Here is a 20,974-nt window from a genome sequence, read left to right on the forward strand (position 1 = left end):
AGTCCAAAGGTTTACATCTCCTCCGGGCAGATTTTTAATTGAAAATGTCAGACAGGCGGACTTATTTTTAAGAATAATATAATGGACATAAAGCTATTGGAAAATTTTACTTCAGAAAAAAAGAATAAAAAAATATTTGGGAAAGCGTCTGAAAGAATAATATATGATGATCCTATTCATGGTTCTGATTTATATGAAAGTGTTCATGTAATGCCGGATTATTTTGATTTTCTCAGAGATGGCCAATCCATTTTGTATGATTCTCTTCCTTTAGCCTATGTGGCACTTAATGAAAAAGGAGTTGTTAAAATTGCCAATCAGGCTGCAGTTGAAATGCTGAGTGTTGAAAAACGCCATTTGATCAATACAAATTTTATTGATTATATTTACAAGGAAGATAAAAAAAAAATTAAGATAGACAAAGAAAGCCTTTTTGGTACTGTTTTTAAACCTTTTGATATTCGGCTGAAAAAAAAACAATCCCTTGTCTGGGTTCGGGTAAATTTTATGATGGATGAGGAATTTTGTTCCTGCGGCAGTCCTTTGGGGTTGATGCTTACGGATATAAACGATTTGAAACATGTTGAACTGGAAAAATCAAAATTGCAACATCAGCTTCTGCAAGCACAGAAAATGGAAGCCATTGGTAATCTTTCCAGTGGTATTGTTCACGATTTTAACAATATTCTTCACCCCATAATCGGTAGTCTTGAGTTGCTCATAGATGATACGGCCAATGACAGGAAACGCCTGAAAACCCTTGAGAATATTCTTAATGGTGCAAAAAGGGCATGCAGTCTTGTGAAACAGATTCTCAGTTTTACTCATACCTCATCCCTTGAGGCCAGTCCTGTAAAAATTCAGCCCATTGTTCGGGAAATATTAAAATTGAGCCGCTCGAGCATGTCAACTGAAATTAAGGTGATTCAGTCCATTGATAATGATTGTGGAAAAATTTTAGCAGATCCCATTCATGTTTATCAGATTGTCATGAATCTGATTACCAATGCCTGTCATGCCATGGGAAAGGATGGCGGGATTCTTGATGTCACACTCAAAGAAATTGAAGTTGCCAGGAATTTTTCAGGAAAATTGATCTTGAATCCAGGTATGTATGCATGCTTAAGTGTTGCTGATACCGGGTATGGTATAGACAGTGCCATTAAAGATAAGATATTTGACCCTTGTTTTACAACCAAGAAAAATGGCACTGGCTTAGGGCTTTCCGTTATTTCCAGTATCGTAAAAAAATATGGGGGGGGTATTGATTTTTCCAGTGAGCCTGGAAAAGGAAGTCTTTTTAAGGTCTATATTCCCCTGTGCCAGATTCACTCTTTTTTTTAGTCTGACTCAGCGATTGTATTTTCCCTTATTCTCATTACAGATGACCGTCAAATTAAAGAAAAAATCAAATGGAGTTTTTTGAATATGTGTCGCTATGGCCAAGGCCTGAAGGTTCCGGCAGGAGGCAAAAACATGCAAGATGGATGTCCCGCAGGAAAGGGCGGGAAAGACTATCTAAGGTCGCAATATGTTTTTGAAATGAAAGAGCGGCTTTGAAAAAAGTAATACCTTTTTTAAAGGAGTGTTTGCATCTTAAAAAAATTGATGTATGGTATAGCTTTTAATTTTAATTTCGGAGGAAAATCAAATGCCTATTGCAGATAAAATGGTTAAAATGGTTGAATCAGCATCTATGATCCGGAAAATGTTTGAAGAAGGGATAAGGATGAGAGAAAAATACGGTGCAGATAATGTGTTTGACTTCTCTCTTGGGAATCCCGATGTTCCCCCACCCGCAGTTGTTAAAGAAACCCTGCTAAATTTGATTAACAACGAGGCAATATCTCATGGATATATGCCAAATCCGGGCTATCCTCATGTTCGCCAGGCCGTTGCCGATTACCTGAATAAAGAATATGATGTGGGGCTGACATCTGATCTGGTTGTCATGACGGCGGGTGCGGCAGGTGCCTTGAATGATGTGTTGCGGGCCCTGATGAATCCGGGTGAGGATATCCTGGTGCCGGCACCTTATTTCGTAGGGTATAATCAGTATGCCTTTGTGGTCGGTGCAAATTTAAAAACCGTTGCCTCTCAATCTGATTTTCATCTGGATTTGGATGCGATTCAGGCTGCCATTACTGAAAAGACAAGGGTTATGTTGATAAATTCTCCAAACAATCCAACCGGTATCGTATATAACAAAGCAGAACTTTTGGGGTTGGGAAAGGTGTTAGACGCTGCCAGCGAAAAGTTTGGAAAACGGATTTATCTGATTTCAGATGAGCCGTATAGAAAGATTTCTTATGGTGTTGATGTGCCGTCTGTTTTTGATGTTTATCCTCATACCATTGTTCTGACTTCTTATTCCAAGGAACTCTCTCTGGCTGGAGAGCGAATCGGGTATCTTGCCATTCATCCTAAAGCCGAGGACGCAGCAATGATTGCAGGAGCGGCAGGAGTGGCAAATACCATGATGTATGTGAATGCACCTGCCCTTTTTCAGCAGGTCGTGGGACAACTTCAGGGCGTTTCTGTGGATATCGGTATTTATAAAAGACGTCGTGATATGTTCTGTGAAGGACTTCAAGCTGCCGGGTATGAATTTGATGTGCCAGAGGGTGCTTTTTACCTGTTTCCCAAAAGTCCCATTGAGGACGATATTAAGTTTGCGGGCATATTACAGGAAAATAATATTCTTGCAGTCCCGGGAACAGCGTTTGGCGGCCCAGGCCATTTCAGGCTTTCGTATGCAGTTCCGGACAAAACCATTACCGGATCTTTTGATGGATTCAAAAAAGCCTTTGACAGTGTAAAATAGAATATTATGGTAAAATGAAAATTTTATGACCCTGTCTCCGGTATAACAAAGGCGGCAGGGTCAGCCATTATTTAAATGCCATTCACATCCTATCAGTCCTGCTCATAGTTTGTTTTTTTAAAATGGATGGTTGTCTGATTTAAAAAGATTAATCCTGCTTTTCTTTCCTTTTTTTTGCCTGTTCAATTAATTCAAACAATGACAGGACTTTTGGTTTTGCCTTGTTTAAGAAGATTTTTTTGAATTCATCTTTTTTTAAGCTGTTTTTGAGGTAGGCGTGAACATCAAAATGGGGATACCAGCAATCAAGGGTTTTAAAACAGGGATCTCCGCTATTTTCAGACCGGCAATAGGAAAAATTGATCTGATGTCCAAGTCTTGGACATCGGATGGTGAAATCATCTTTCGGAGGATTTGCCGGAGGATCTATCTGAAAGGTATCAGTATTTTTATTCATTTATGTATCCATTTTGTTTAATTCGTAATGCAAAAAATTGAACAGGTTTAACATTATTTTAATTCATTTATGGGAATAAACCGGCCAAGTCAAGCCCTAAATTTAGGGGTTATACTCTTGCATTTAAGCCAAGATAATTTCCATGATTTAAGAGTCTTTACTATTCAAAGGATTTATTTTAAACATAGAATTAAAAAACATAGTGGCTTCCAAACAATAGAAGAAACCATGGACAATGAATTCAAGCCGGAGAGATAAAAATGGAAAAAGAATTGATCATACATCTTCACGAGGCAATGACTCAATTGTTGTCAGGTTTTGATCACCTGCCTTGTTTTGAGCAAGAAAAAGATATGGGAAAAATCAATACTATTTTGAACCTGGTTGCTGAAAAATTAAAAAGCAACTACCCTTATCATCACCCCTTGTATGCAGGCCAGATGCTGAAACCACCTCATCCGGTTGCCTTGTTGTCCTATACCCTGGCAATGTTGATGAATCCCAATAATCATGCCATTGACGGGGGAATCGCCAGTTCAAAATTAGAAAAAGAAGCGGTCTCAAACATTGCCTATATGTTTGGGTGGGATGATTTTCTCGGTCATTTGACCAGCGGAGGCACCTTTGCCAACCTTGAAGCACTCTGGATTTGTGAAAAAATGAATCCCGGAAAAGTCATTGTGGCTTCCGAACAGGCCCATTATACTCATAATAGAATATGTGATGTTTTAAAAATTGCTTTTAAACCGGTTCCTGCTGATCATGATGGTGTCATGGATACGGCTGCCCTGGAAAAAATTTTAAAAGATTTTGATGTCGGAACAGTCGTTGTGACAATGGGGACAACAGGATGTGGAAAAATTGATCCGTTAACGAAAATTCTTGATCTGCAAAAAAGATATAAATTCAGAATCCATATCGATGCAGCCTACGGCGGATATTTTAAACTGGCAACAAATTTGTCCGCAGAAACCACTTTGGCATTTGAGCAAATGCATAAAGCAGATTCAATTGTCGTGGACCCTCACAAACACGGCCTCCAGCCCTATGGATGCGGCTGTATTTTGTTCAAAGATCCCCATGTTGGGAAATTTTACAAGCATGAGTCACCTTATACCTATTTTACATCAGATGAACTTCATCTTGGGGAAATCAGCCTTGAATGTTCAAGGGCAGGGGCATCTTCCGTGGCTTTATGGGCCACTCAGCAATATTTTCCAATGAAAAAAGGCGGTGAGTTTGCAAAAAATCTTGAGAAATCAAGACATGCCGCGATTAAATTATTTGAGCTGATAAACAGTGCTGATGAATTTTTCACCTTTTTTAAACCAGACCTTGATATTATTGTCTGGAGCCTGAAAGGAGTTTCTTCTAAAGAGATTTCTAAGCGAAACAGAAGGTTTTTTCAAAAGGCTGCCCAATTAAATCTTCATCTGGCTTTGGTAAATATTCCACAATCAATCGCAAGTCATCATTGTGACATCCAATGGGATAGTGATGATCTTGCATGTCTTAGATCCTGTTTAATGAAACCTGAACATGATGACTGGATAGAAAAGATGTTTGACATAATTCAAACATCGATAAAAACTTTAAACGTTTGATATCACGGTATGTGGATATTACAAAAACAAAGAGATCTGATTCCAATAATTTAGAAGTTCTTTCATGTAAACTGCAAAGGGCAGACTTGGTTTTTAATCCAGGTTTGCTCACGATAGAATTTTTAAATACACAGTTTTGACTTGAATATCATTCTTAAACCTTATAAGGGTTATAAAAGTCAGAAAACGCTTGGCTGGAGCCAATTACAGCATAAAACAGATGCTGAATCGGCTTGAAACTCATAAAAGACAATTGAGTTTGTAAACGATAAATACTTTAATTTCGAGAGGTTATTTATGATTCACCGTTTTATTTTTATGGTTCTTTTTTTGTATTTTTGTTCTTGCAGTGCGGTTCTTGCCGTTGAGACCACGCTGCCCGAGGATACCAAAGCTGATGAACCCTCTTCAAATCTGGAGCAACAAGCACTGAAACCCCAGCCGGAACTGGACAAGAATGAAACCTCTTTGAAAATGCTTCACTCTATTACAGAATTGAAAAAAGGTCTGAATCAGCGGATAAATGAGAAAAACAAAGTCCTGAAAAAAAGCAGTTCAGATACTGAAAAAGAATCGTTGATTTTTGAATTGAAAAAACTTGACAAGCAGCTCAATGATTATACCGTGGATTTTGAGCGGATTGCCACAGGCATAGATGTCGGGCTGTTTGCTGAAAAAAAAGTCGAAGAGTTTGATTGGAAAAACGAGTTGGTTGGTCTGGTTGAGCCCGGTATTAAAGAAATCAAGCGTTTGACGGTTAAGGCAAGATATAAAACAAAATTAAAGGATGAGCTTTCCTATTACCAGAATCTGTTACCGGTTGCCCAGCAGGCAGTGGGCAATATTAACACCCTGATATCCCGGTCGGAAAACAGGGAAATGAAAAACAAATTAAAAAAGCTGCTGCCGGAATGGAAGGGGGTTGAAAATCAGATTCAGAATAAACTGGAAATCGTGAGCATGCGTTTGGCTGAAATGGAGAGCGAAGAAAAATCCATTATTGAAACCTCCCGGACCTCTGTGAAGAATTTTTTTCGCACCCGGGGATTATTCCTGTTTATTGCTGTGATGGCATGCCTGGGGGTGGTTTTGTTTTTACGCTTATCTTCCAGGGCTTTGGTACGGTTTGTTCCCGGATATACGGCCAAATACAGGCCTTTTCATGTCCGGGTATTAAATCTTTTCTTTAAAATATTTGCCTTGTTTTTAACCCTGTTTGTCCTTGTGTTTGTTTTTTATGTGGTGGAAGACTGGGTGTTGCTCAGTTTAACCATTATCTTTATCATGGGAGTGGGCTGGGCTGCCAAACATACCCTTCCCCAGTACTGGCACCAGAGTCGGCTTATGCTGAATATCGGCGCTGTCAGGGAAGGCGAGCGCATGGTTCATCATGGCGTGCCCTGGCTTGTAAAGAGCATCAATGTTTTCAGTGAGCTTGAAAATCCCTATCTTGGGGTCAAGCTTCGTCTGCCCATTGAAGAGCTTCTTGGTAAAACCTCCAGGCCGTTTCATAAAAAAGAACCATGGTTTCCCTGTAAACGAAGCGACTGGGTTATTCTTTCCGACGGCACCAGGGGGGTTGTTACAAGTCTCTCTCACGAGATGGTGGAACTGGTTCAGCGGGGCGGTTCCCATAAAACCTACCAGACGAGCGATTTTCTGGCATTGTCCCCATTGAACATCTCTGTCAATTTCAGGCTTAAAATCCCTTTCGGCATCAGCTATGATCTTCAGAAAGAATCCACAGGAAGTATACTTGAAATTTTAAAATCATATATTGAGACCCAAATTGATGCGGAAGGGTACAAAAAGAGCCTGTTGAATCTAAAGGTGGAGTTTTGTCAGGCTGGCGGATCATCCCTTGACATGGTTGTGATTGCGGATTTTAAAGGTGATATGGCCCCTTTGTACCAGCGGTTGTCCAGGGCCATCCAGCGCTGGTGCGTGGATGCCTGCACCCTGAATAAATGGGAAATTCCCTTTCCCCAGCTTACCATTCATAAGTAAAGGAGAGGGCGCTTATTGTGTCCGTATCATTATGAATGAATAATTTTTAATGGGGTTATAATGTGAATATGCTGCATCTGTACAGCCGGTTACTGAAAACAATCAATAACCGTCTCAAGGCAATGAGGTCTTTGTTCAAGTCTCTTGAGATCCGCTATAAATTTCTTGTCAGTTTTTCCATTGTTTTTTTCCTCTCCATGCTGTTATGCAGCCTTTTTATTTATGTATTCGTAAGAAATAATATAGAGACAAGCATTGAAAGCGAACTGAACAATACGACCCAGATGATTTTCAACCTGGTAAAAACATCTGTGACGGTTTCCATAAAAAATCATTTAAGAGCCGTTGCTGAAAAAAATGAAGAAATCGTTCGCAGTCTCTACAATCAGGCCCTGGACAACAGGATCAGTGAAGCTGAGGCCAAAGAGAGGGCATCTGAATTGATGCTCTGCCAGACAATCGGCACATCAGGATATATTTATGGTGTGAACAGCAATGGCATGGTAGTGGTCCATCCGCAGCCCACCCTGATCGGTTCCAATGTTGCCCACCATGATTTTGTATCCCGGCAGATGAGGTCTCCTCAGGGATACCTGGAATATGAATGGAAGAATCCGGGAGAAACCGTTCCCCGGCCAAAGGCCCTTTATATGGTGTATTTTGAACCCTGGGACTGGATTATTTCCGCCAGTGCTTATCGTACTGAATTTACCAAGCTGGTAAATGTGGAGGATTTTCGTAAAAGCATACTTTCCCTTAAATTTGGAAAAACAGGGTATTCCTTTGTGATTGACAGCAGGGGAACCGCCGTTATCCATCCAAAACTTCAGGGCATCAATATTTTTGATGCAGAAGAGCTTCCCAACAAGTATCTCGAAGATATGATGAAACGTAAAAAGGGAAAATCCGTTTATTATTGGAAAAATCCTGATGAACCCAAAGCCAGGCAGAAGATGGTTATGTTCAATTATATTGATGAATATCAGTGGATTGTTGCGTCTTCGTGTTACCTGGATGAGTTTTACAGCCCACTTGATACCATCCGTAATTTTATTTTTGGCGTTTCCATTGCTTTTTTTTTGCTCATGCTGGCAATTACATTCAAGATCAGCTCATCCATCACAAATCCCCTGCGCGAATTGATGGGGCGGTTTGACTGTGTAAGAGAGGGCGACTTTACGGCCCGAATGAAAAATGATTCCACAGGCGAAGTCGGGCAGCTGGTGGTTTATTTTAACCGGTTCATGGACCGGCTGGAAACCTATCACCAGAGCCTGCAGAACCAGATCCAGGAGCGGCGCATTGCCCAAGAGGCGCAAAGGAAAAGCCAGGAAAGGTATTTCCTGTTGATGGAGGCGGCGGCAGACCCCATTGTTACCTATGATATGAAAGGCAATGTTATTTATATCAACCCGGCATTTACCAGGGTCTTTGGATGGTCCCTTGAGGAATGTGTCGGAAAGAGAATGGGTCATTATGTGCCTGAAGATAATTGGAACGAAACAAAAATAATGATAAATCAGGTTATTTCAGGTAATGCCATCAATAATGTAGAAACCCGGCGGTATTCAAAACAGGGCCACACGGTTGATGTCAGTATAAGTGGTGCCATTACCAGGGATCGAAAAGGGAATCCGTCCGGCAGTATCATCATTCTCAGGGATATCACCAAATCAAAACAGCTGGAAAAGCAGTTGATTCATGTGGGGGACCGGGAGCGCCGGAAAATCGGACAGGATCTCCATGATGATCTGTGCCCTCACCTGATCGGCATCGCAGGTCTGGCCACGGTATTAAAAGGCGATCTGGCCGTCCAGGGCCATGCGGGCGAAGGCCTTGCAGATAAAATCTTGGTGTTGATCGAGGATGCCATTGGCAAGGCCCGGTCCCTGGCAAGGGGCTTGTGTCCCGTCCACCTGGTTTCCCACGGCCTCCAGGCCTCACTTGAGGAAATAGCCGATACTCTGGGACACGCTTCCGGGATAAAGTTCAGGTTTGATGTGGACAAAACCGTGGTGTTTCAGGATAATAGTGTGGCCACCCATCTTTATTATATTGCCAGGGAGGCGGTAACCAATGCCGTAAAACATTCAGACGCAGGAAGGATTGAACTCTGCTTGTCCAGGGAAAATGAATTAATCCATATGTGTATCAAAGATAACGGCAGGGGGATAAAGAATACAGGCGTTCAGCATGGCATGGGGTTGCAGATAATGGCATATCGTGCAAAAATTATTGATGCCAGGTTTGATATTGAAACCGGGCAGAACGGAACCATGGTGCATGTTTACATCAAAAATACCTTGTCAAATGCTCAAAAGGAGGAAATCGTCTGATGGAACTTGAAAACACCTTTAAGATAATGATTGTGGATGATCATCCTGTTTTTTGCCTTGGCATGACAGAACTGATCGGCAGGGAACCTGATTTGACGGTCAGCACCAGTGAAGATACCGCAGACAAAGCATGGACCGCCATTAAACACCATTGTCCCGATCTTGTTATTGTTGATATTTCGCTCAAGGAGAGTAACGGGATCGACCTTGTGGAGGACATCAACAGGGAATATCCGGATCTGCCGGTACTGGTGCTTTCCATGTATGACGAAACCCTTTATGCAGAAAGGGCGCTGATGGCCGGTGCCCGCGGATATATCATGAAGCAGAAGGCCATCAGCCATGTTGTCAAGGCCATTCGCCAGGTGCTGTCAGGTGAGATTTATGCAAGTCAAAAGATTAAGGACAAGATATTCAGCCGGCTGGTTTCCCGCAAGACGGCCGGCGAAAAAATTTCCCTGGACATTTTAACCAACCGGGAACTTGAAGTATTCCGTCTTATCGGAGACGGTCTTGATTCAAAGGAGATTGCTGCTCGGTTGAATTTAAGCATCAAAACCATCGGCACCCATCGCGAGAATATCAAAACAAAGCTGAACCTCAAACACTACACAGAGCTTGTCAAATCCGCCGTCCACTGGTCCCGGAAAATGGAAAAATAACTTTTCTAGGTTCTAAACCTATCCCGCCTAAGATTATCGGCAGTATGATTATCCGCTGTTGACCGATTGAAACCCTTATGCCTTGTTGCTAAATTATATTCAAATCCTGATTAAGGTTTAGCGACCATTGTTTATTGACAACAAAAAGGTACAAGGAGGAACAAAAATGCCTGAGCAGAGTGTAAATTATGATTTGCTGAGTCCGGTGAAATTTCTCAGCCGCAGTGTCGAGGTTTATCCCAACAAGGCGGCAGTGATTTATGGGGACCGGCACTTCACCTATGCCCAATTCCAGGAAAGGGTATTTCGCCTGGCCAATGCCCTGAAAAAAAACAATATAGGCAAGGGTGACAAAGTTGCATTCATCTGCCCCAATACCCCGCCCATGCTGGAGGCCCATTATGCTGTTCCCCTGATCGGGGCGGTCCTGGTATCCATCAATATCAGGTTGTCTGCCAATGAAATCGCCTATATTATTGATCACTCAGATGCAAAGGCTGTGTTTGCGGACAATGAGTTCGGCAGCACGGTTGCCTCTATTTCGTCTTCGCTGCCCAAGGTTGGCACTTATGTCAATATCTGTGATCTTGACGATTCAAAGCCCCTTGATGGACCGGATTATGAAACCTTCCTTGCTTCCGGGTCAGAGGAACCAGTTGAACTTGCTGTAACCGATGAGAGAGATGTCATAACCATCAACTACACCAGCGGAACAACCGGACAGCCAAAAGGAGTTATGTATCATCACCGCGGGGCATATTTGAATGCCATTGGTGAGCTGCTTGAGTTCAAGATCAGCCCCGACTCCGTTTATCTCTGGACACTTCCCATGTTTCACTGCAACGGGTGGTGTTTCACCTGGGCCATAACTGCTATGGGAGCCACCCATGTGTGTCTGCGCAAAGTGGTCCCGGAAGAAATTTACAATATTATTGATTCTAAGGGGATCACCCATCTGTGTGCCGCTCCCACCATTCTTATCTCAATGTCGGCCTATGCCAGGGAAAACCGGTTAACGCTGTCAGGCAACCTTGAAATCATGACAGCCGGGGCACCACCGGCACCCACGGTCATTCAGAACATGGAGAGTATTGGCGCAAATATTCTCCAGAGCTATGGTCTCACAGAAGTATTTGGGCCTCACAGTATCTGCCGCTGGCAACCCAGGTGGGATGACCTTGATCCCTTTGAAAAAGCCCGGCTTAAAGCACGCCAGGGCGTTCCGTATATTGTTGCTCAACATATGGATGTTGTAGACTCTGAAACAATGGAACCTGTTCCAAGGGATGGGAAAACAATGGGCGAAATCGTCATGCGGGGCAACAATGTCATGTTGGGGTATTACAAAGATATTGAGTCTACCAATGATGCATTCCGGGGAGGCTGGTTTCACAGCGGGGATCTGGCTGTAATGCATCCGGATAATTACATTCAGATCATGGACCGCCAAAAAGATATCATTATCAGCGGCGGGGAAAATATTTCAACCGTTGAAATAGAAAATGTTCTGTTCACCCATCCCGACGTTCTTGAGGTGGCTGTGATTCCTGTGCCGGATCCGAAATGGGGCGAAGTGCCCAAGGCCTTTATTGCACTGCAGAACGGAACCCAGCCTGCTGCAGAGGATATTATTGAATTTTGCAGAACAAAACTGGCACGGTTTAAAGCACCAAAATACGTTGAATTCGGAGAATTGCCGAAAACCGCTACCGGCAAGACTCAGAAATTCAAACTTCGGGAAAAGGAATGGGAGGGCCATGATCGCATGGTGAATTAGCAGTCCTGCTGCAGATTTGAAGCAAATATTCTATTTTAAAGATTAGAAAGGAAGTCAACATGTCCGTTTATAAACGCCAAAATGGTGAAGAACAACCTTACTGGCCCTTTGGTCCTTTCAAAATAAGACTGCCCCTTGTTCATTATCGATGGGAGCCGGTGGAATTTGTACAGGCCCTTATTCTTTTTGTTGTAAGTCTTGCAATGATACCGCTTTTGCAAAAATACCTGGGCCTTCCATATGAGATAGCGCTTGCCTATACTTTTGTCTGTGGGATTGGTTTTATGATGCCGGCCTTTCTGGGTGTCTCTATGGTGCCGGGCTGGATTACCCCGGCTATTCCTGTGGTTCTTCTCTATCTGGGGCAGTTTACACCGGGTCCTGAAGCGATTCAGGCCCTGGTTGCCCTTCAGCTTCTTGTGGCAGCCATTTTCCTTTTGTTGGGAATCACCAGACTCAGCAGTAAAGTGGTGACAAAGGTTCCTGCCTCCATCAAGGCGGGAATTCTTCTGGGAGCCGGTGTTGCCGCTTATATGGGAGAATTGAAACTGGGTGGCCGCATTCCCAAAACGCCCATTGCCATCGGCCTGGGCAGTTTGATCTGTTTTTATATGCTCTTTTCGGTATCCTTTTTAAAATTGAAAAATAAAAATAAAATCGCACAAATGTTGGGTAAGTACGGCATGGTGCCTGCCATGGTACTTGCCATATTTATCGGTATCCTGGTCAATGAATATCCCATACCGGATATTGAATGGGGAATCACCATCCCGCATTTCAGACAGATGTGGGCATATCTTCCCTTTACAGTGGGTTTTCCCAGCGCTGACATGTTTATCAAAGCAATTCCCACAGCAATTATTGCATATATCATTGCCTTTGGAGATGTGATCGTGGGGACGGCTCTGGTTAAGGCAAGCTGTGAAGAAAGCCGGCCTGATGAAAAGGTGGAGATTGATATTGACAGAATTCATCTGGTAACCGGCATGAGAAACCTGCTCCATGCTTTTTTTGCGCCTTATCCGGGCCTTGCCGGTCCCATCTGGACTGCCGTTACGGCAACCGTTGCCGACCGGTATCGCCATGGCCGGAAAGCCATGGATTCAATTTTCAGCGGCAGCGGGACCTTTTGGATTTCAGGATTCATCGCCTTGTTCATCTTGCCCCTTGTCAGCTTTTTCAAGCCGTTTCTGCCCCTTGGACTTTCTTTGACCATGGTAGTTACCGGATATCTGTGCATCATTACAGCATTCAAGCAGATCAAGGAGCCATTGGAACTGGGTGTGGCCGGCACCATGGCGGTTGTCCTTGCAATGCATGGGGCTGCATGGGGCCTTGGGGTAGGTGTTGTGCTGCATATCTTTTTGGAAAGTAAATTCAAGGCTTCAAAAAAAGTGGTGGTTGAAATCGAAACCACATAAATCAATTGTCTGGGTAACGGCCCTTGCCGGGACCGGGAGGGGCCATTACTCAGGGGTACACCACAGGACGAACTCAGGTGGATAAATTGTAACTGTTTGTTATCGTAAAATATTCTGACCAGGCGTCCAAAATAAACTGGTAATAACGGCCATGGCAGATCAAGCTGCACAATAAAAAAATGAAAGAGATCTAATTCCAGCAGGTTAGAAGTTCTTTCATATAAAATTATATAAAAGGAGTAAAACATATGGCACAGCTTATCGCTGACAGACGGGATGTTGATTTTGTCCTGCATGAACAGATCGGGATGGTGGACCATGAATCATTTGATGAATTCAACAAAAAGACAATAGACCTGATCGTTTCCGAGGCAAGGAACCTGGCCATAAAAGAAATTCTTCCCACTTTTAAGGACGGGGATGAGATCGGATGTAAACTTGAAAACGGAAAGGTAACGGTGCCCGAATCCTTTAAACGGGCCTGGAACCTCTATTGTGAAGGCGAATGGCTTGCCATGTGTGACGACCCCGAGGTCGGGGGGCAGGGAATGCCGAAACTTGTCGGGTGTGCTGCCCTGGAATACATGGTGGGTGCCAACTCAGCATTCATGCTCTATTACGGCATGACCCACGGTGCGGCAAAGCTGGTGGAAGCCTTTGGCACTGAAGACCAGAAAAAGCGGTACATGAAAAAAATGTTTGCCGGTGTCTGGGGCGGCACAATGCTTTTGACCGAATCCGAGGCAGGATCAGACGTCGGGGCCTTGACCACCACGGCAACGAAAAAAGCGGACGGCACCTATTCCATCCAGGGATCAAAAATTTTTATCTCAGCCGGCGACCATGATCTGTGCGAGAATATCATTCATCCGGTTTTGGCCAGGATTGACGGCGCACCTGCCGGCACCAGGGGGATCTCACTGTTCCTGGTTCCCAAATACCATGTCAATGACGACGGCAATCTGGGGGATTTCAACAATATCGTGTGTACGGGCCTGGAACATAAAATGGGCATTCACGGCAATGCCACAGCCTCTCTTTCTCTGGGAGAAAAAGGCGAATGTATAGGCACCCTCCTGGGAGAAGAGAACAAAGGCATGGCGGCCATGTTCCGGATGATGAATGAAGCGCGTGCCTTTGTCGGCATTCAGGGGTTTGCCGTGGCATCTGCCGCGTATATGTATGCCCTTGATTATTCCCGGAACAGGGTTCAGGGAAAATATCTGCTTGCTGGCAAAGACCCGGCTGCAAAAAATGTAACCATTATTCGGCATCCCGATGTGAAACGCCAGCTGTTGAACATGAAGGTTTACACGGAAGGGATGCGGTCGTTGATCTATTATTATGGCAAATGTTCCGACATTGTCCGCATCACGGATGATGAACGGCTCAGGGCAGATACCAGTGCATTGATTGAAGTGTTGACCCCCGTTGTAAAAGGGTATGTCACGGACAAGGCCCTGGAAGTATGCTCCCATGGCGTCCAGGTCTATGGCGGCTATGGTTATATCAGTGAATACCCGGTTGAACAGCTGATGAGGGATTCAAGGATTTTTATGATTTACGAAGGCACCAACGGCATCCAGGCTATGGATCTTATCGGCAGAAAACTTGGCATGAACAAAGGCAAAAGTTTTAAATACTTTATTGACCAGATGAGAAAGACCATTGAAGAGGCAAAAGTAATTGAGGGTATTGAAGCACTGGTTGAAAAAGTTGACCATGCCGTATCCAGGCTTGAAGCACTTGCTCAAAAAATCGGACAGAGAGCCAGGTCCGAGAAAGTTCTGAATGCCTATGCCTTTGCTCATCCCTTCCTTGAGGTGACAGGGGATGTAACCTTTGCATGGATGCATTTGTGGCGGGCATCTGTTGCCGCACCCAGGCTTGTTGAAAAAGTTGGCAGTCTTGAAAAGAAAGCGGTTGCCGCAAAAGCTGAGAAAAATAAGGATGCAGCCTTTTATGCAGGCCAGATTGAATCGGCCAGGTTTTTTATTCATACCCTTCTGCCGGCAGCTTATGGGAAAATGGATGCCATTCTGGAAGGTGACTCTTGTGTGGAAGATATCCTTGATGTCTCTTTTGGGTCAAAATAACTGCTACGGACAGACCTGGTCTTTTATCCGGGTTTGCCCGCAATAAATAGCGTTGTTGGGTCTCACCGGGCGGTTCGGATTTGGATGTTCATTTTTTTGATATCAAGGTTTGATAATCAGCCGGTGTATCCACGTCAACCAGAATGGCCTTGTCAGGAACCGATACTCTTAATATGACGTCTTTAAATTCTTCAAACAAGACCCTTGCCCCGGTGTCTGCGGATAATGATGCCAGGCGATAAAACAGCGGCCTGGCAATAATGACCGGGTTGCCCCGTTTGCCGTTGCAATAGGGGATGACAATCGGGGCGGTGCCGGTTTCAAAGGCATCAGCCAGTCTGTTGATAATGGCGGCAGTTACAAGGGGCTGGTCAGCCAGAAGGAACATGGCGGCATCACAGTCGGACGAGACCGCTTCGACTCCTTTGATAAGGGATGTACTCTGCCCATTGGCATAGGCCGTATTCCGGGTGACCCTGGTCCCTTCAAAATCAATGCTCCGGCTTATTTTGCCAGCATTGTGACCCAGTACAACAATGATTTCATGCAGCCGGGAGTCCCGGGCATTTTGGATCACCCGGCCCAGGAGAGTGGTTTCTCCAAATGGGAGCAGCTGCTTGGTTTTTCCCATGCGGGAGGCAGATCCGGCAGCCAGGATGATCCCGGAAATCTTTTTGTTTTGACCACTCATAAAATAAGTTGCTTTGCCTTTTTTTTGGGTGCCCGTTTTTTAATCAGTTCTCCCACAATGCTGACGGCAATTTCTTCAGGGGTTTCCGCGTTGATCTCAAGGCCAATGGGGGAATAAACCGTTTCAAGTTGCTCTTTGGAAAACCCCTCCTCCATCAGTGCTTTGTATATGGTGTTTTTCTTCTTTTTACTGCCGATCATGCCGATATAGCCTGCAGCGGTGGAAAGAGCCTGCTGCAGGACAACCTTGTCATGGAGGTGGCCCCGCGTGATAATCAGGATATATGAAGTCGGAGAAATTTCCAGTTGTTCAAATGCCTGGTTCAGATCCGTGACAAGGATATTATCCGCTTCAGGGAATCGTTGTTCATTGGCAAACTCGGGCCTGTCATCAATTACGGTGATGCTGAACCCCACCATTTTTGCCAATTGCGCCACAAACAACGAGACGTGACCTGCCCCGAAAATAAAGACCTGGGGCTTGAGGGCAATTTTTTCCACAAAAAAAGCCTCTCCTTTGTCTCCGGAAGAGATCAGTTCATAGGGGATATTTTTGTCAAAGGCCAATTGCTTTGGATTCAATCCGGAAATGCTCCCAAGGGTTTGGCCGTCCGTTTCCAAAAACAGCCTTGCTTCGGTATCAATTGCAGGTATGCCGTCTTTAATCCGGGTCACCAGTATGCCAGGTCGATTTTTTATAATGTGTTCCTGTATGGCTTTATATAAGGATACCATGCCAGTGTTTTCCGGGAAAAGCGGTTCCAGGTAAAGGTCAACATCTCCTCCGCAGATCATGCCGCCGGCTGCCAGATCCTCACCGCTCAGGCGAAACTGGTAGACGAATGATTCTTTTTCCTTTAACAGGGTCTTGGCCTTTTGCTGTACCTTGTATTCCAGAAGTCCGCCGCCAACCGTTCCGATAAGGTCGCCGTCTTCCGTAATGATGCACATGGACCCCACATCCCTGGGAGTTGATCCAGAACGCCGAATGGTTCTGGCAAGGATAATTTTTTTCCCGGATGAAAGCAGGTCATAGGCTTTTAGATATAAGTTTTTTCCCATTATTTTTTTTCCTTTTTTTTATTTGATGGGGGCAAGCAGTCTTTTACAGGGTTATTGTCTTTTAGTGCGGCTGTAATAATTCTGTCAAGCTGGGTCTTATCCTGCAAAAGCATCCCGATTTTCCGGCCTGCATCTATTCGGTCCGGGGTATCGGCTTTATTGAGGAAGACAATCATTACCTGAGGGCATCCCAAAGCCCCGGCTTTGTTTATCTCAATGGCAATGGATGTTGCAATGGCATGTTCATCAATGGCGGCTCCCATGCAAAGTCCTGTGTTATTGGAAAATAAGTTTGCCCTGTGAACATGGTTTTCGTCCAGGGGGAGGCCTACCGCATCAAGCCCTGTGACAAGAACCAGGTGGGTTGTGGCAGTTGGGATCACGGGTTCATGTGTGTCTGTGGCTTTCATGGGTTTTCGTTTGGCACCGTCCGCTTCAACAATAATCCAGTCAAAAAGGTTGGTCTGCCGCAATTGATCAATGATGTCCGGATCAAATCCGTTCAATTTTCCAGAGCCAGGATCATGACTGCTTCCTGCTGAGAAATGAGAGTGGCGGTTAAGCCCGGATTTTGATTTTTTAATCAGTTCTTCAATGGAACCGGCTATGATGGTTTTCGGTGACGTGTCCGGGCCGGGCATGAAAATTTTGGTGGTGGTTGTTGTCAGAACGGTTTTGCCGGAATCCGCAAGTTCTCTTGCCAGCCGGAACATCAGGGTGGTTTTCCCGCCTGCGCCGATAATGCTGATAAGCCCCTGATGTTTTAGCCCTAATGTGTCAATTAATGAAGTTGTCATCATAAATAAAATTAATGGTTACTCCCCTCTAAATGGTAATTTATTGAACCCAAAGACATTTTAATGTATGTACCTTGCTATATTTAACCTGGTCTATTTAATTTGGGGATGATTATTTCATAATTTTTTAATAATTCAAGTGCTAAAGAAAAAAAGAGATACCGATTGGAATATAATATGATCAAGAAAAATCTGCATGTGTTTGACAGGGATCTGGAAATGGTGGATACGGGGTCCAAGGTTTTTGCTCTAACCTTGTCGGATAAATGGAATATTGCCGGCAGTACGTTAAATGGGGGATATCTTATGGCCGTGATTGCAAGGGCCATGGAACATTGTTCCCCTCAAAAGGCCACTCCCATCATTACTGCAAACTATATTTCAAAATGCGTTCCCGGAAAGGCATTGGCCCATGTTGAGGTTATTTTTGAATCCGGCAATTTTACAAGACTCATGGTCAGGCTGGTACAGCAGGGGAAGGAAAAAATCCGTGCCATGGGGACATTTTCTTCGGATGTTAACGAAGATGTATTGTGCGAATATGAAACCGGTCCGCCGGTCATAGCCTCTTTTGAAGAATGTTCCCAGGTTCCGGTGACGCCGGATAATGCATTGTTTGACCATGTTGACCTGAGACTGGACCCGTCTTGTGCGGGATGGCTTACAGGAGAGCGCTCCGGGCGATCCGAATTCAAGGGGTGGGTCTGCTTTAAAGAAAAACGTAAAATTGATATCCCGGCAATTTTATTGTTTGCCGATACCTACCCGCCTCCGGTTTTTGCAAAGTTTGGCCCTTCGACATGGGTTCCTACCATTGAGTTATCCGTTAATATCAGGAAAGTTCCCGATACCCTGATATTGAAAGGCATATTTAAAAGCCGGTTTGTCAGTGGCGGTCTTGTGGAGGAAGACGGGGAATTGTGGAATACCCATGGTGAACTTGTAGCTGTTTCCAGGCAGATTTCAAAATACAGGAAAATAAAAGAGTAATGCTTAAAATATAAAAAAAGCAGTCGCCATATTATGAGTTGTCAATAAAAAAAGTTATGTATGATTAATGTTTTTTCTGTTGGAAATTTCTCTTTTGAAACGGTTAATTCCCTTGACTTGTTTCTTCCTTAAACGTATCTTTTAAGAACAGCCCGACACAGTGTGGGTGTTCTTAAGCGCAGACAAAAACTATTTTTATTTATCGAAAAAAGCAAATGCCGAAGATAAAATAAAATCCTGATACGGGATTTGATTTGTCTTTAATATTGAGAAACTAAAATCAAATCAAAGGTGACAACATGACGGAAATTATTTTTGAGTTTCTAAACAAAATCGGATTCACTCATCCTCTTCATCCTGCATTAACTCATATTCCCATGGGAATGGTAATGGGAGCGGTCATTTTCCGGCTGGCCTCTTTTCTGCCCAAATTGAGATTTCTGGCAAAAACGGGGTATCATTGTGTTGTGTTAGGGCTTTTAGGGGTGTTTCCAACCGCTTTTACAGGTTACCTGGACTGGCAGCATACCTATATGGGGCAGTGGGAATTTTTGATTGTTTTGAAAATGATTCTTGCAGTTATTCTGACTGTTGTCCTTGCGATTATTGTCATTACAGATGATCCTGAAAACCCTAAGTTTGATAAAAAGACGCTTTTTTATATTGTTATCGTTTTTTTGGCCGTCGGTCTTGGATTTTCAGGCGGTGAACTTCAATATGGATAATAAGGAGTAATACTCATGACGAAAAATTATTTTATTATTTCAATTGCGGCAACTGTATTTTTTTTAAGTTTGTTGCCGTTGTACGCAATGGACTACCAGCATACCCTTGAAGTAAAAGATATGCAATTTTCATGGACCATTGAAGGAGAACAGATCCATGTCCAAATGTCAGCAAAGACAACCGGCTGGGTAGCGGTTGGATTTGATCCGGAAAAGGCCATGCAGGGAGCCAATATTATTATTGGCGCGGTCAAGGAGGGTAAGTTCAAAGTTGAAGATCATTATGGCAACAGGAAAAGAGGGCACAAAAGTGATGAGGAAATGGGAGGGAAAAATGATGTACTGAATCCTGCAGGCTCAGAAGCAGACGGGATCACAACCATTTCATTTTCATTGCCCCTGGATACGGGTGACGCCTATGATAAACCCATTAAACAGGAAGGAACAACAAAAGTGATGCTGGCTTATGGTGCAGGAAAAGATTCTTTCAGAAACCGCCATCCCTTTCGTACCATTTATGAAATTAATTTTTCAACTGGTGAAAACAAGAAGATTAAATGATACCCGTAAGATCCAGCCCCATATTTTTTGCCTTTTTTCTGGCCGTCTGGCTGACCTTTTTGCCGGTGGCTCAGGCAGAAACCAATCACGAGCAAATGCATCCTGATCACGGGACGGCAACACCCCGTCAGGATGTAATGGTCGGCGAGGGAGAACCTGATCAAAGCATTCATGATCACACCCAAATGGTCATGGAAACCGAAAAACAGGAACCCGCACTTACCCAGCAGATTAAGGTTGAAGAACAATTGGGGAAATATGCGGCCCTGGACACCCGTTTTAAAGATGATAATGGCAATCCGATCAAGCTTGAAACTATTTTTGACAAGCCGGTTGTATTGCTTCCAGTTTATTTTATGTGCCCCTCTGTCTGTGATTTTTTGCAGGCAGACTTGGCAAATGCCCTGAACTTTGTGGATCAGATACCGGGCAAGGAATTTAATGTGGTTACCCTGGGTTTTGCCGATGATGAAGATCATACACATGCAAATATCGCCAAAACAAATTACAGCAACCTGATAAAACGGGATTTTCCCCTGGAAAACTGGTTTTATCTGACCGGGGATAATGAGAATATCCATAAACTGACCGATTCCCTGGGATATTATTTTATCAAGACAAAACCCCATTTTTATGTCCATCCCTCCGTGCTTGTGGTTCTTGCTAAGGACGGGAAAATTATCCGGTATCTGTACGGACCCAATTTTTTGCCTTTTGATCTTGGGATGGCAATCAGCGAAGCCGACAGGGGAGAACCCGGTATTTCAATCAAAAGAGGTGTGTTGTCATTTTGTTTTGATTATGACCCCCAGAAGAAGACCTATGTTTTTAAGATGTTTCGGATTGTTGGAACAGCTATCCTGATACTGGTGCTTGGATTTATTATATTTTTGCTGTATCCGTCAAAAAGAGACAAGAGTAAAAAAGATAAAACAGTATTTAAAAATGAAAATTCGTAAGAGTTT

The 20,974-nt window shown here is 43.8% G+C and carries 17 protein-coding genes; 13 read left to right on the forward strand and 4 right to left on the reverse strand.

From position 1 onward, the window contains the following. Nucleotides 1-81: 81 nt before the first annotated feature. Both TOL2_RS23545 and TOL2_RS08135 read left to right on the forward strand, forming a co-directional pair. The gene (locus tag TOL2_RS23545) at nucleotides 82-1,344 is read left to right on the forward strand and encodes a two-component system sensor histidine kinase NtrB (protein WP_051012326.1); all 1,263 of its coding nucleotides are present in this window, start codon (nucleotides 82-84) and stop codon (nucleotides 1,342-1,344) included. A gap of 307 nt (nucleotides 1,345-1,651) precedes the next feature. Next, on the forward strand, nucleotides 1,652-2,824 hold the full coding sequence (locus TOL2_RS08135; protein ID WP_014957017.1) for a pyridoxal phosphate-dependent aminotransferase: 1,173 nt from the start codon (nucleotides 1,652-1,654) through the stop codon (nucleotides 2,822-2,824). A 148-nt stretch (nucleotides 2,825-2,972) separates the two neighbouring features. Here TOL2_RS08135 and TOL2_RS08140 read toward each other — a convergent pair whose 3' ends face one another. Next, nucleotides 2,973-3,281, reverse strand: a complete 309-nt coding sequence (locus tag TOL2_RS08140) for a hypothetical protein (protein ID WP_014957018.1) — start codon at nucleotides 3,279-3,281, stop codon at nucleotides 2,973-2,975. A 260-nt stretch (nucleotides 3,282-3,541) separates the two neighbouring features. Here TOL2_RS08140 and TOL2_RS08145 point away from each other — a divergent pair, with 260 nt between their 5' ends. The 7 genes from TOL2_RS08145 to TOL2_RS08175 all read left to right on the forward strand — a co-directional run bounded on the left by TOL2_RS08145 (nucleotide 3,542) and on the right by TOL2_RS08175 (nucleotide 15,184). Further along, nucleotides 3,542-4,885 (forward strand): pyridoxal phosphate-dependent decarboxylase family protein, encoded by a 1,344-nt coding sequence (locus TOL2_RS08145; RefSeq protein WP_014957019.1) that lies wholly within the window; start codon nucleotides 3,542-3,544, stop codon nucleotides 4,883-4,885. A 297-nt stretch (nucleotides 4,886-5,182) separates the two neighbouring features. Then, nucleotides 5,183-6,892, forward strand: coding sequence for a hypothetical protein (locus TOL2_RS08150; RefSeq protein WP_014957020.1), 1,710 nt, complete (start codon nucleotides 5,183-5,185; stop codon nucleotides 6,890-6,892). Between the two features lie 68 nt (nucleotides 6,893-6,960). Further along, a complete protein-coding gene (locus TOL2_RS23550) occupies nucleotides 6,961-9,228 on the forward strand; it encodes a cache domain-containing protein (protein ID WP_014957021.1) in 2,268 nt (755 codons plus the stop codon). Beyond that, on the forward strand, nucleotides 9,228-9,890 hold the full coding sequence (locus tag TOL2_RS08160; RefSeq protein ID WP_014957022.1) for a response regulator transcription factor: 663 nt from the start codon (nucleotides 9,228-9,230) through the stop codon (nucleotides 9,888-9,890). Before TOL2_RS23550 ends, TOL2_RS08160 begins: the two co-directional genes overlap by 1 nt. Nucleotides 9,891-10,056: 166 nt before the next feature. After that, complete coding sequence (locus tag TOL2_RS08165; RefSeq protein WP_014957023.1) at nucleotides 10,057-11,667, forward strand: acyl--CoA ligase family protein; 1,611 nt, start codon at nucleotides 10,057-10,059, stop codon at nucleotides 11,665-11,667. A 59-nt stretch (nucleotides 11,668-11,726) separates the two neighbouring features. Next, nucleotides 11,727-13,088, forward strand: a complete 1,362-nt coding sequence (locus TOL2_RS08170; protein ID WP_014957024.1) for a hypothetical protein — start codon at nucleotides 11,727-11,729, stop codon at nucleotides 13,086-13,088. A gap of 248 nt (nucleotides 13,089-13,336) precedes the next feature. Continuing rightward, complete coding sequence (locus TOL2_RS08175) at nucleotides 13,337-15,184, forward strand: acyl-CoA dehydrogenase (RefSeq protein WP_014957025.1); 1,848 nt, start codon at nucleotides 13,337-13,339, stop codon at nucleotides 15,182-15,184. An 88-nt stretch (nucleotides 15,185-15,272) separates the two neighbouring features. Here the strand turns inward: TOL2_RS08175 and TOL2_RS08180 are convergent, their stop codons facing one another. The 3 genes from TOL2_RS08180 to yqeC are packed head-to-tail and all read right to left on the reverse strand — an operon-like array spanning nucleotide 15,273 to nucleotide 17,736. Beyond that, nucleotides 15,273-15,875: a nucleotidyltransferase family protein gene (locus TOL2_RS08180; protein ID WP_014957026.1), complete on the reverse strand. Its 603-nt coding sequence runs from the start codon at nucleotides 15,873-15,875 to the stop codon at nucleotides 15,273-15,275. Further along, a complete protein-coding gene (locus TOL2_RS08185) occupies nucleotides 15,872-16,936 on the reverse strand; it encodes an XdhC family aldehyde oxidoreductase maturation factor (protein ID WP_014957027.1) in 1,065 nt (354 codons plus the stop codon). Before TOL2_RS08185 ends, TOL2_RS08180 begins: the two co-directional genes overlap by 4 nt. After that, nucleotides 16,936-17,736, reverse strand: coding sequence for a selenium cofactor biosynthesis protein YqeC (gene yqeC, locus TOL2_RS23555; RefSeq protein WP_014957028.1), 801 nt, complete (start codon nucleotides 17,734-17,736; stop codon nucleotides 16,936-16,938). The genes TOL2_RS08185 and yqeC overlap by 1 nt, the downstream gene beginning before the upstream one ends. A gap of 174 nt (nucleotides 17,737-17,910) precedes the next feature. Between yqeC and TOL2_RS08195 the strand changes: the two genes are divergently transcribed. The 4 genes from TOL2_RS08195 (at nucleotide 17,911) to TOL2_RS08210 (ending at nucleotide 20,968) form a co-directional block, all read left to right on the forward strand. Further along, the gene (locus TOL2_RS08195) at nucleotides 17,911-18,723 is read left to right on the forward strand and encodes a thioesterase family protein (RefSeq protein WP_041279369.1); all 813 of its coding nucleotides are present in this window, start codon (nucleotides 17,911-17,913) and stop codon (nucleotides 18,721-18,723) included. 299 nt (nucleotides 18,724-19,022) lie between these two features. Then, complete coding sequence (locus TOL2_RS08200) at nucleotides 19,023-19,448, forward strand: DUF2231 domain-containing protein (protein ID WP_014957030.1); 426 nt, start codon at nucleotides 19,023-19,025, stop codon at nucleotides 19,446-19,448. Between the two features lie 15 nt (nucleotides 19,449-19,463). After that, a complete protein-coding gene (locus TOL2_RS08205; protein WP_014957031.1) occupies nucleotides 19,464-20,009 on the forward strand; it encodes a DOMON domain-containing protein in 546 nt (181 codons plus the stop codon). Beyond that, nucleotides 20,006-20,968, forward strand: coding sequence for an SCO family protein (locus TOL2_RS08210; RefSeq protein WP_014957032.1), 963 nt, complete (start codon nucleotides 20,006-20,008; stop codon nucleotides 20,966-20,968). The genes TOL2_RS08205 and TOL2_RS08210 overlap by 4 nt, the downstream gene beginning before the upstream one ends. Nucleotides 20,969-20,974 lie beyond the last annotated feature (6 nt).

It is taken from the genome of Desulfobacula toluolica Tol2 (assembly GCF_000307105.1).
Classification (GTDB): Bacteria; Desulfobacterota; Desulfobacteria; order Desulfobacterales; family Desulfobacteraceae; genus Desulfobacula; species Desulfobacula toluolica.

Excerpts from the sequence above, each read along its gene's own strand:
- TOL2_RS23545 (WP_051012326.1), top strand. The coding sequence starts at position 82 with ATGGACATAAAGCTATTGGAAAATTTTACTTCAGAAAAAAAGAATAAA.
- TOL2_RS08135 (WP_014957017.1), top strand. The coding sequence starts at position 1,652 with ATGCCTATTGCAGATAAAATGGTTAAAATGGTTGAATCAGCATCTATG.
- TOL2_RS08140 (WP_014957018.1), bottom strand. The coding sequence starts at position 3,281 with ATGAATAAAAATACTGATACCTTTCAGATAGATCCTCCGGCAAATCCT.
- TOL2_RS08145 (WP_014957019.1), top strand. The coding sequence starts at position 3,542 with ATGGAAAAAGAATTGATCATACATCTTCACGAGGCAATGACTCAATTG.
- TOL2_RS08150 (WP_014957020.1), top strand. The coding sequence starts at position 5,183 with ATGATTCACCGTTTTATTTTTATGGTTCTTTTTTTGTATTTTTGTTCT.
- TOL2_RS23550 (WP_014957021.1), top strand. The coding sequence starts at position 6,961 with ATGCTGCATCTGTACAGCCGGTTACTGAAAACAATCAATAACCGTCTC.
- TOL2_RS08160 (WP_014957022.1), top strand. The coding sequence starts at position 9,228 with ATGGAACTTGAAAACACCTTTAAGATAATGATTGTGGATGATCATCCT.
- TOL2_RS08165 (WP_014957023.1), top strand. The coding sequence starts at position 10,057 with ATGCCTGAGCAGAGTGTAAATTATGATTTGCTGAGTCCGGTGAAATTT.
- TOL2_RS08170 (WP_014957024.1), top strand. The coding sequence starts at position 11,727 with ATGTCCGTTTATAAACGCCAAAATGGTGAAGAACAACCTTACTGGCCC.
- TOL2_RS08175 (WP_014957025.1), top strand. The coding sequence starts at position 13,337 with ATGGCACAGCTTATCGCTGACAGACGGGATGTTGATTTTGTCCTGCAT.
- TOL2_RS08180 (WP_014957026.1), bottom strand. The coding sequence starts at position 15,875 with ATGAGTGGTCAAAACAAAAAGATTTCCGGGATCATCCTGGCTGCCGGA.
- TOL2_RS08185 (WP_014957027.1), bottom strand. The coding sequence starts at position 16,936 with ATGGGAAAAAACTTATATCTAAAAGCCTATGACCTGCTTTCATCCGGG.
- yqeC (WP_014957028.1), bottom strand. The coding sequence starts at position 17,736 with ATGATGACAACTTCATTAATTGACACATTAGGGCTAAAACATCAGGGG.
- TOL2_RS08195 (WP_041279369.1), top strand. The coding sequence starts at position 17,911 with ATGATCAAGAAAAATCTGCATGTGTTTGACAGGGATCTGGAAATGGTG.
- TOL2_RS08200 (WP_014957030.1), top strand. The coding sequence starts at position 19,023 with ATGACGGAAATTATTTTTGAGTTTCTAAACAAAATCGGATTCACTCAT.
- TOL2_RS08205 (WP_014957031.1), top strand. The coding sequence starts at position 19,464 with ATGACGAAAAATTATTTTATTATTTCAATTGCGGCAACTGTATTTTTT.
- TOL2_RS08210 (WP_014957032.1), top strand. The coding sequence starts at position 20,006 with ATGATACCCGTAAGATCCAGCCCCATATTTTTTGCCTTTTTTCTGGCC.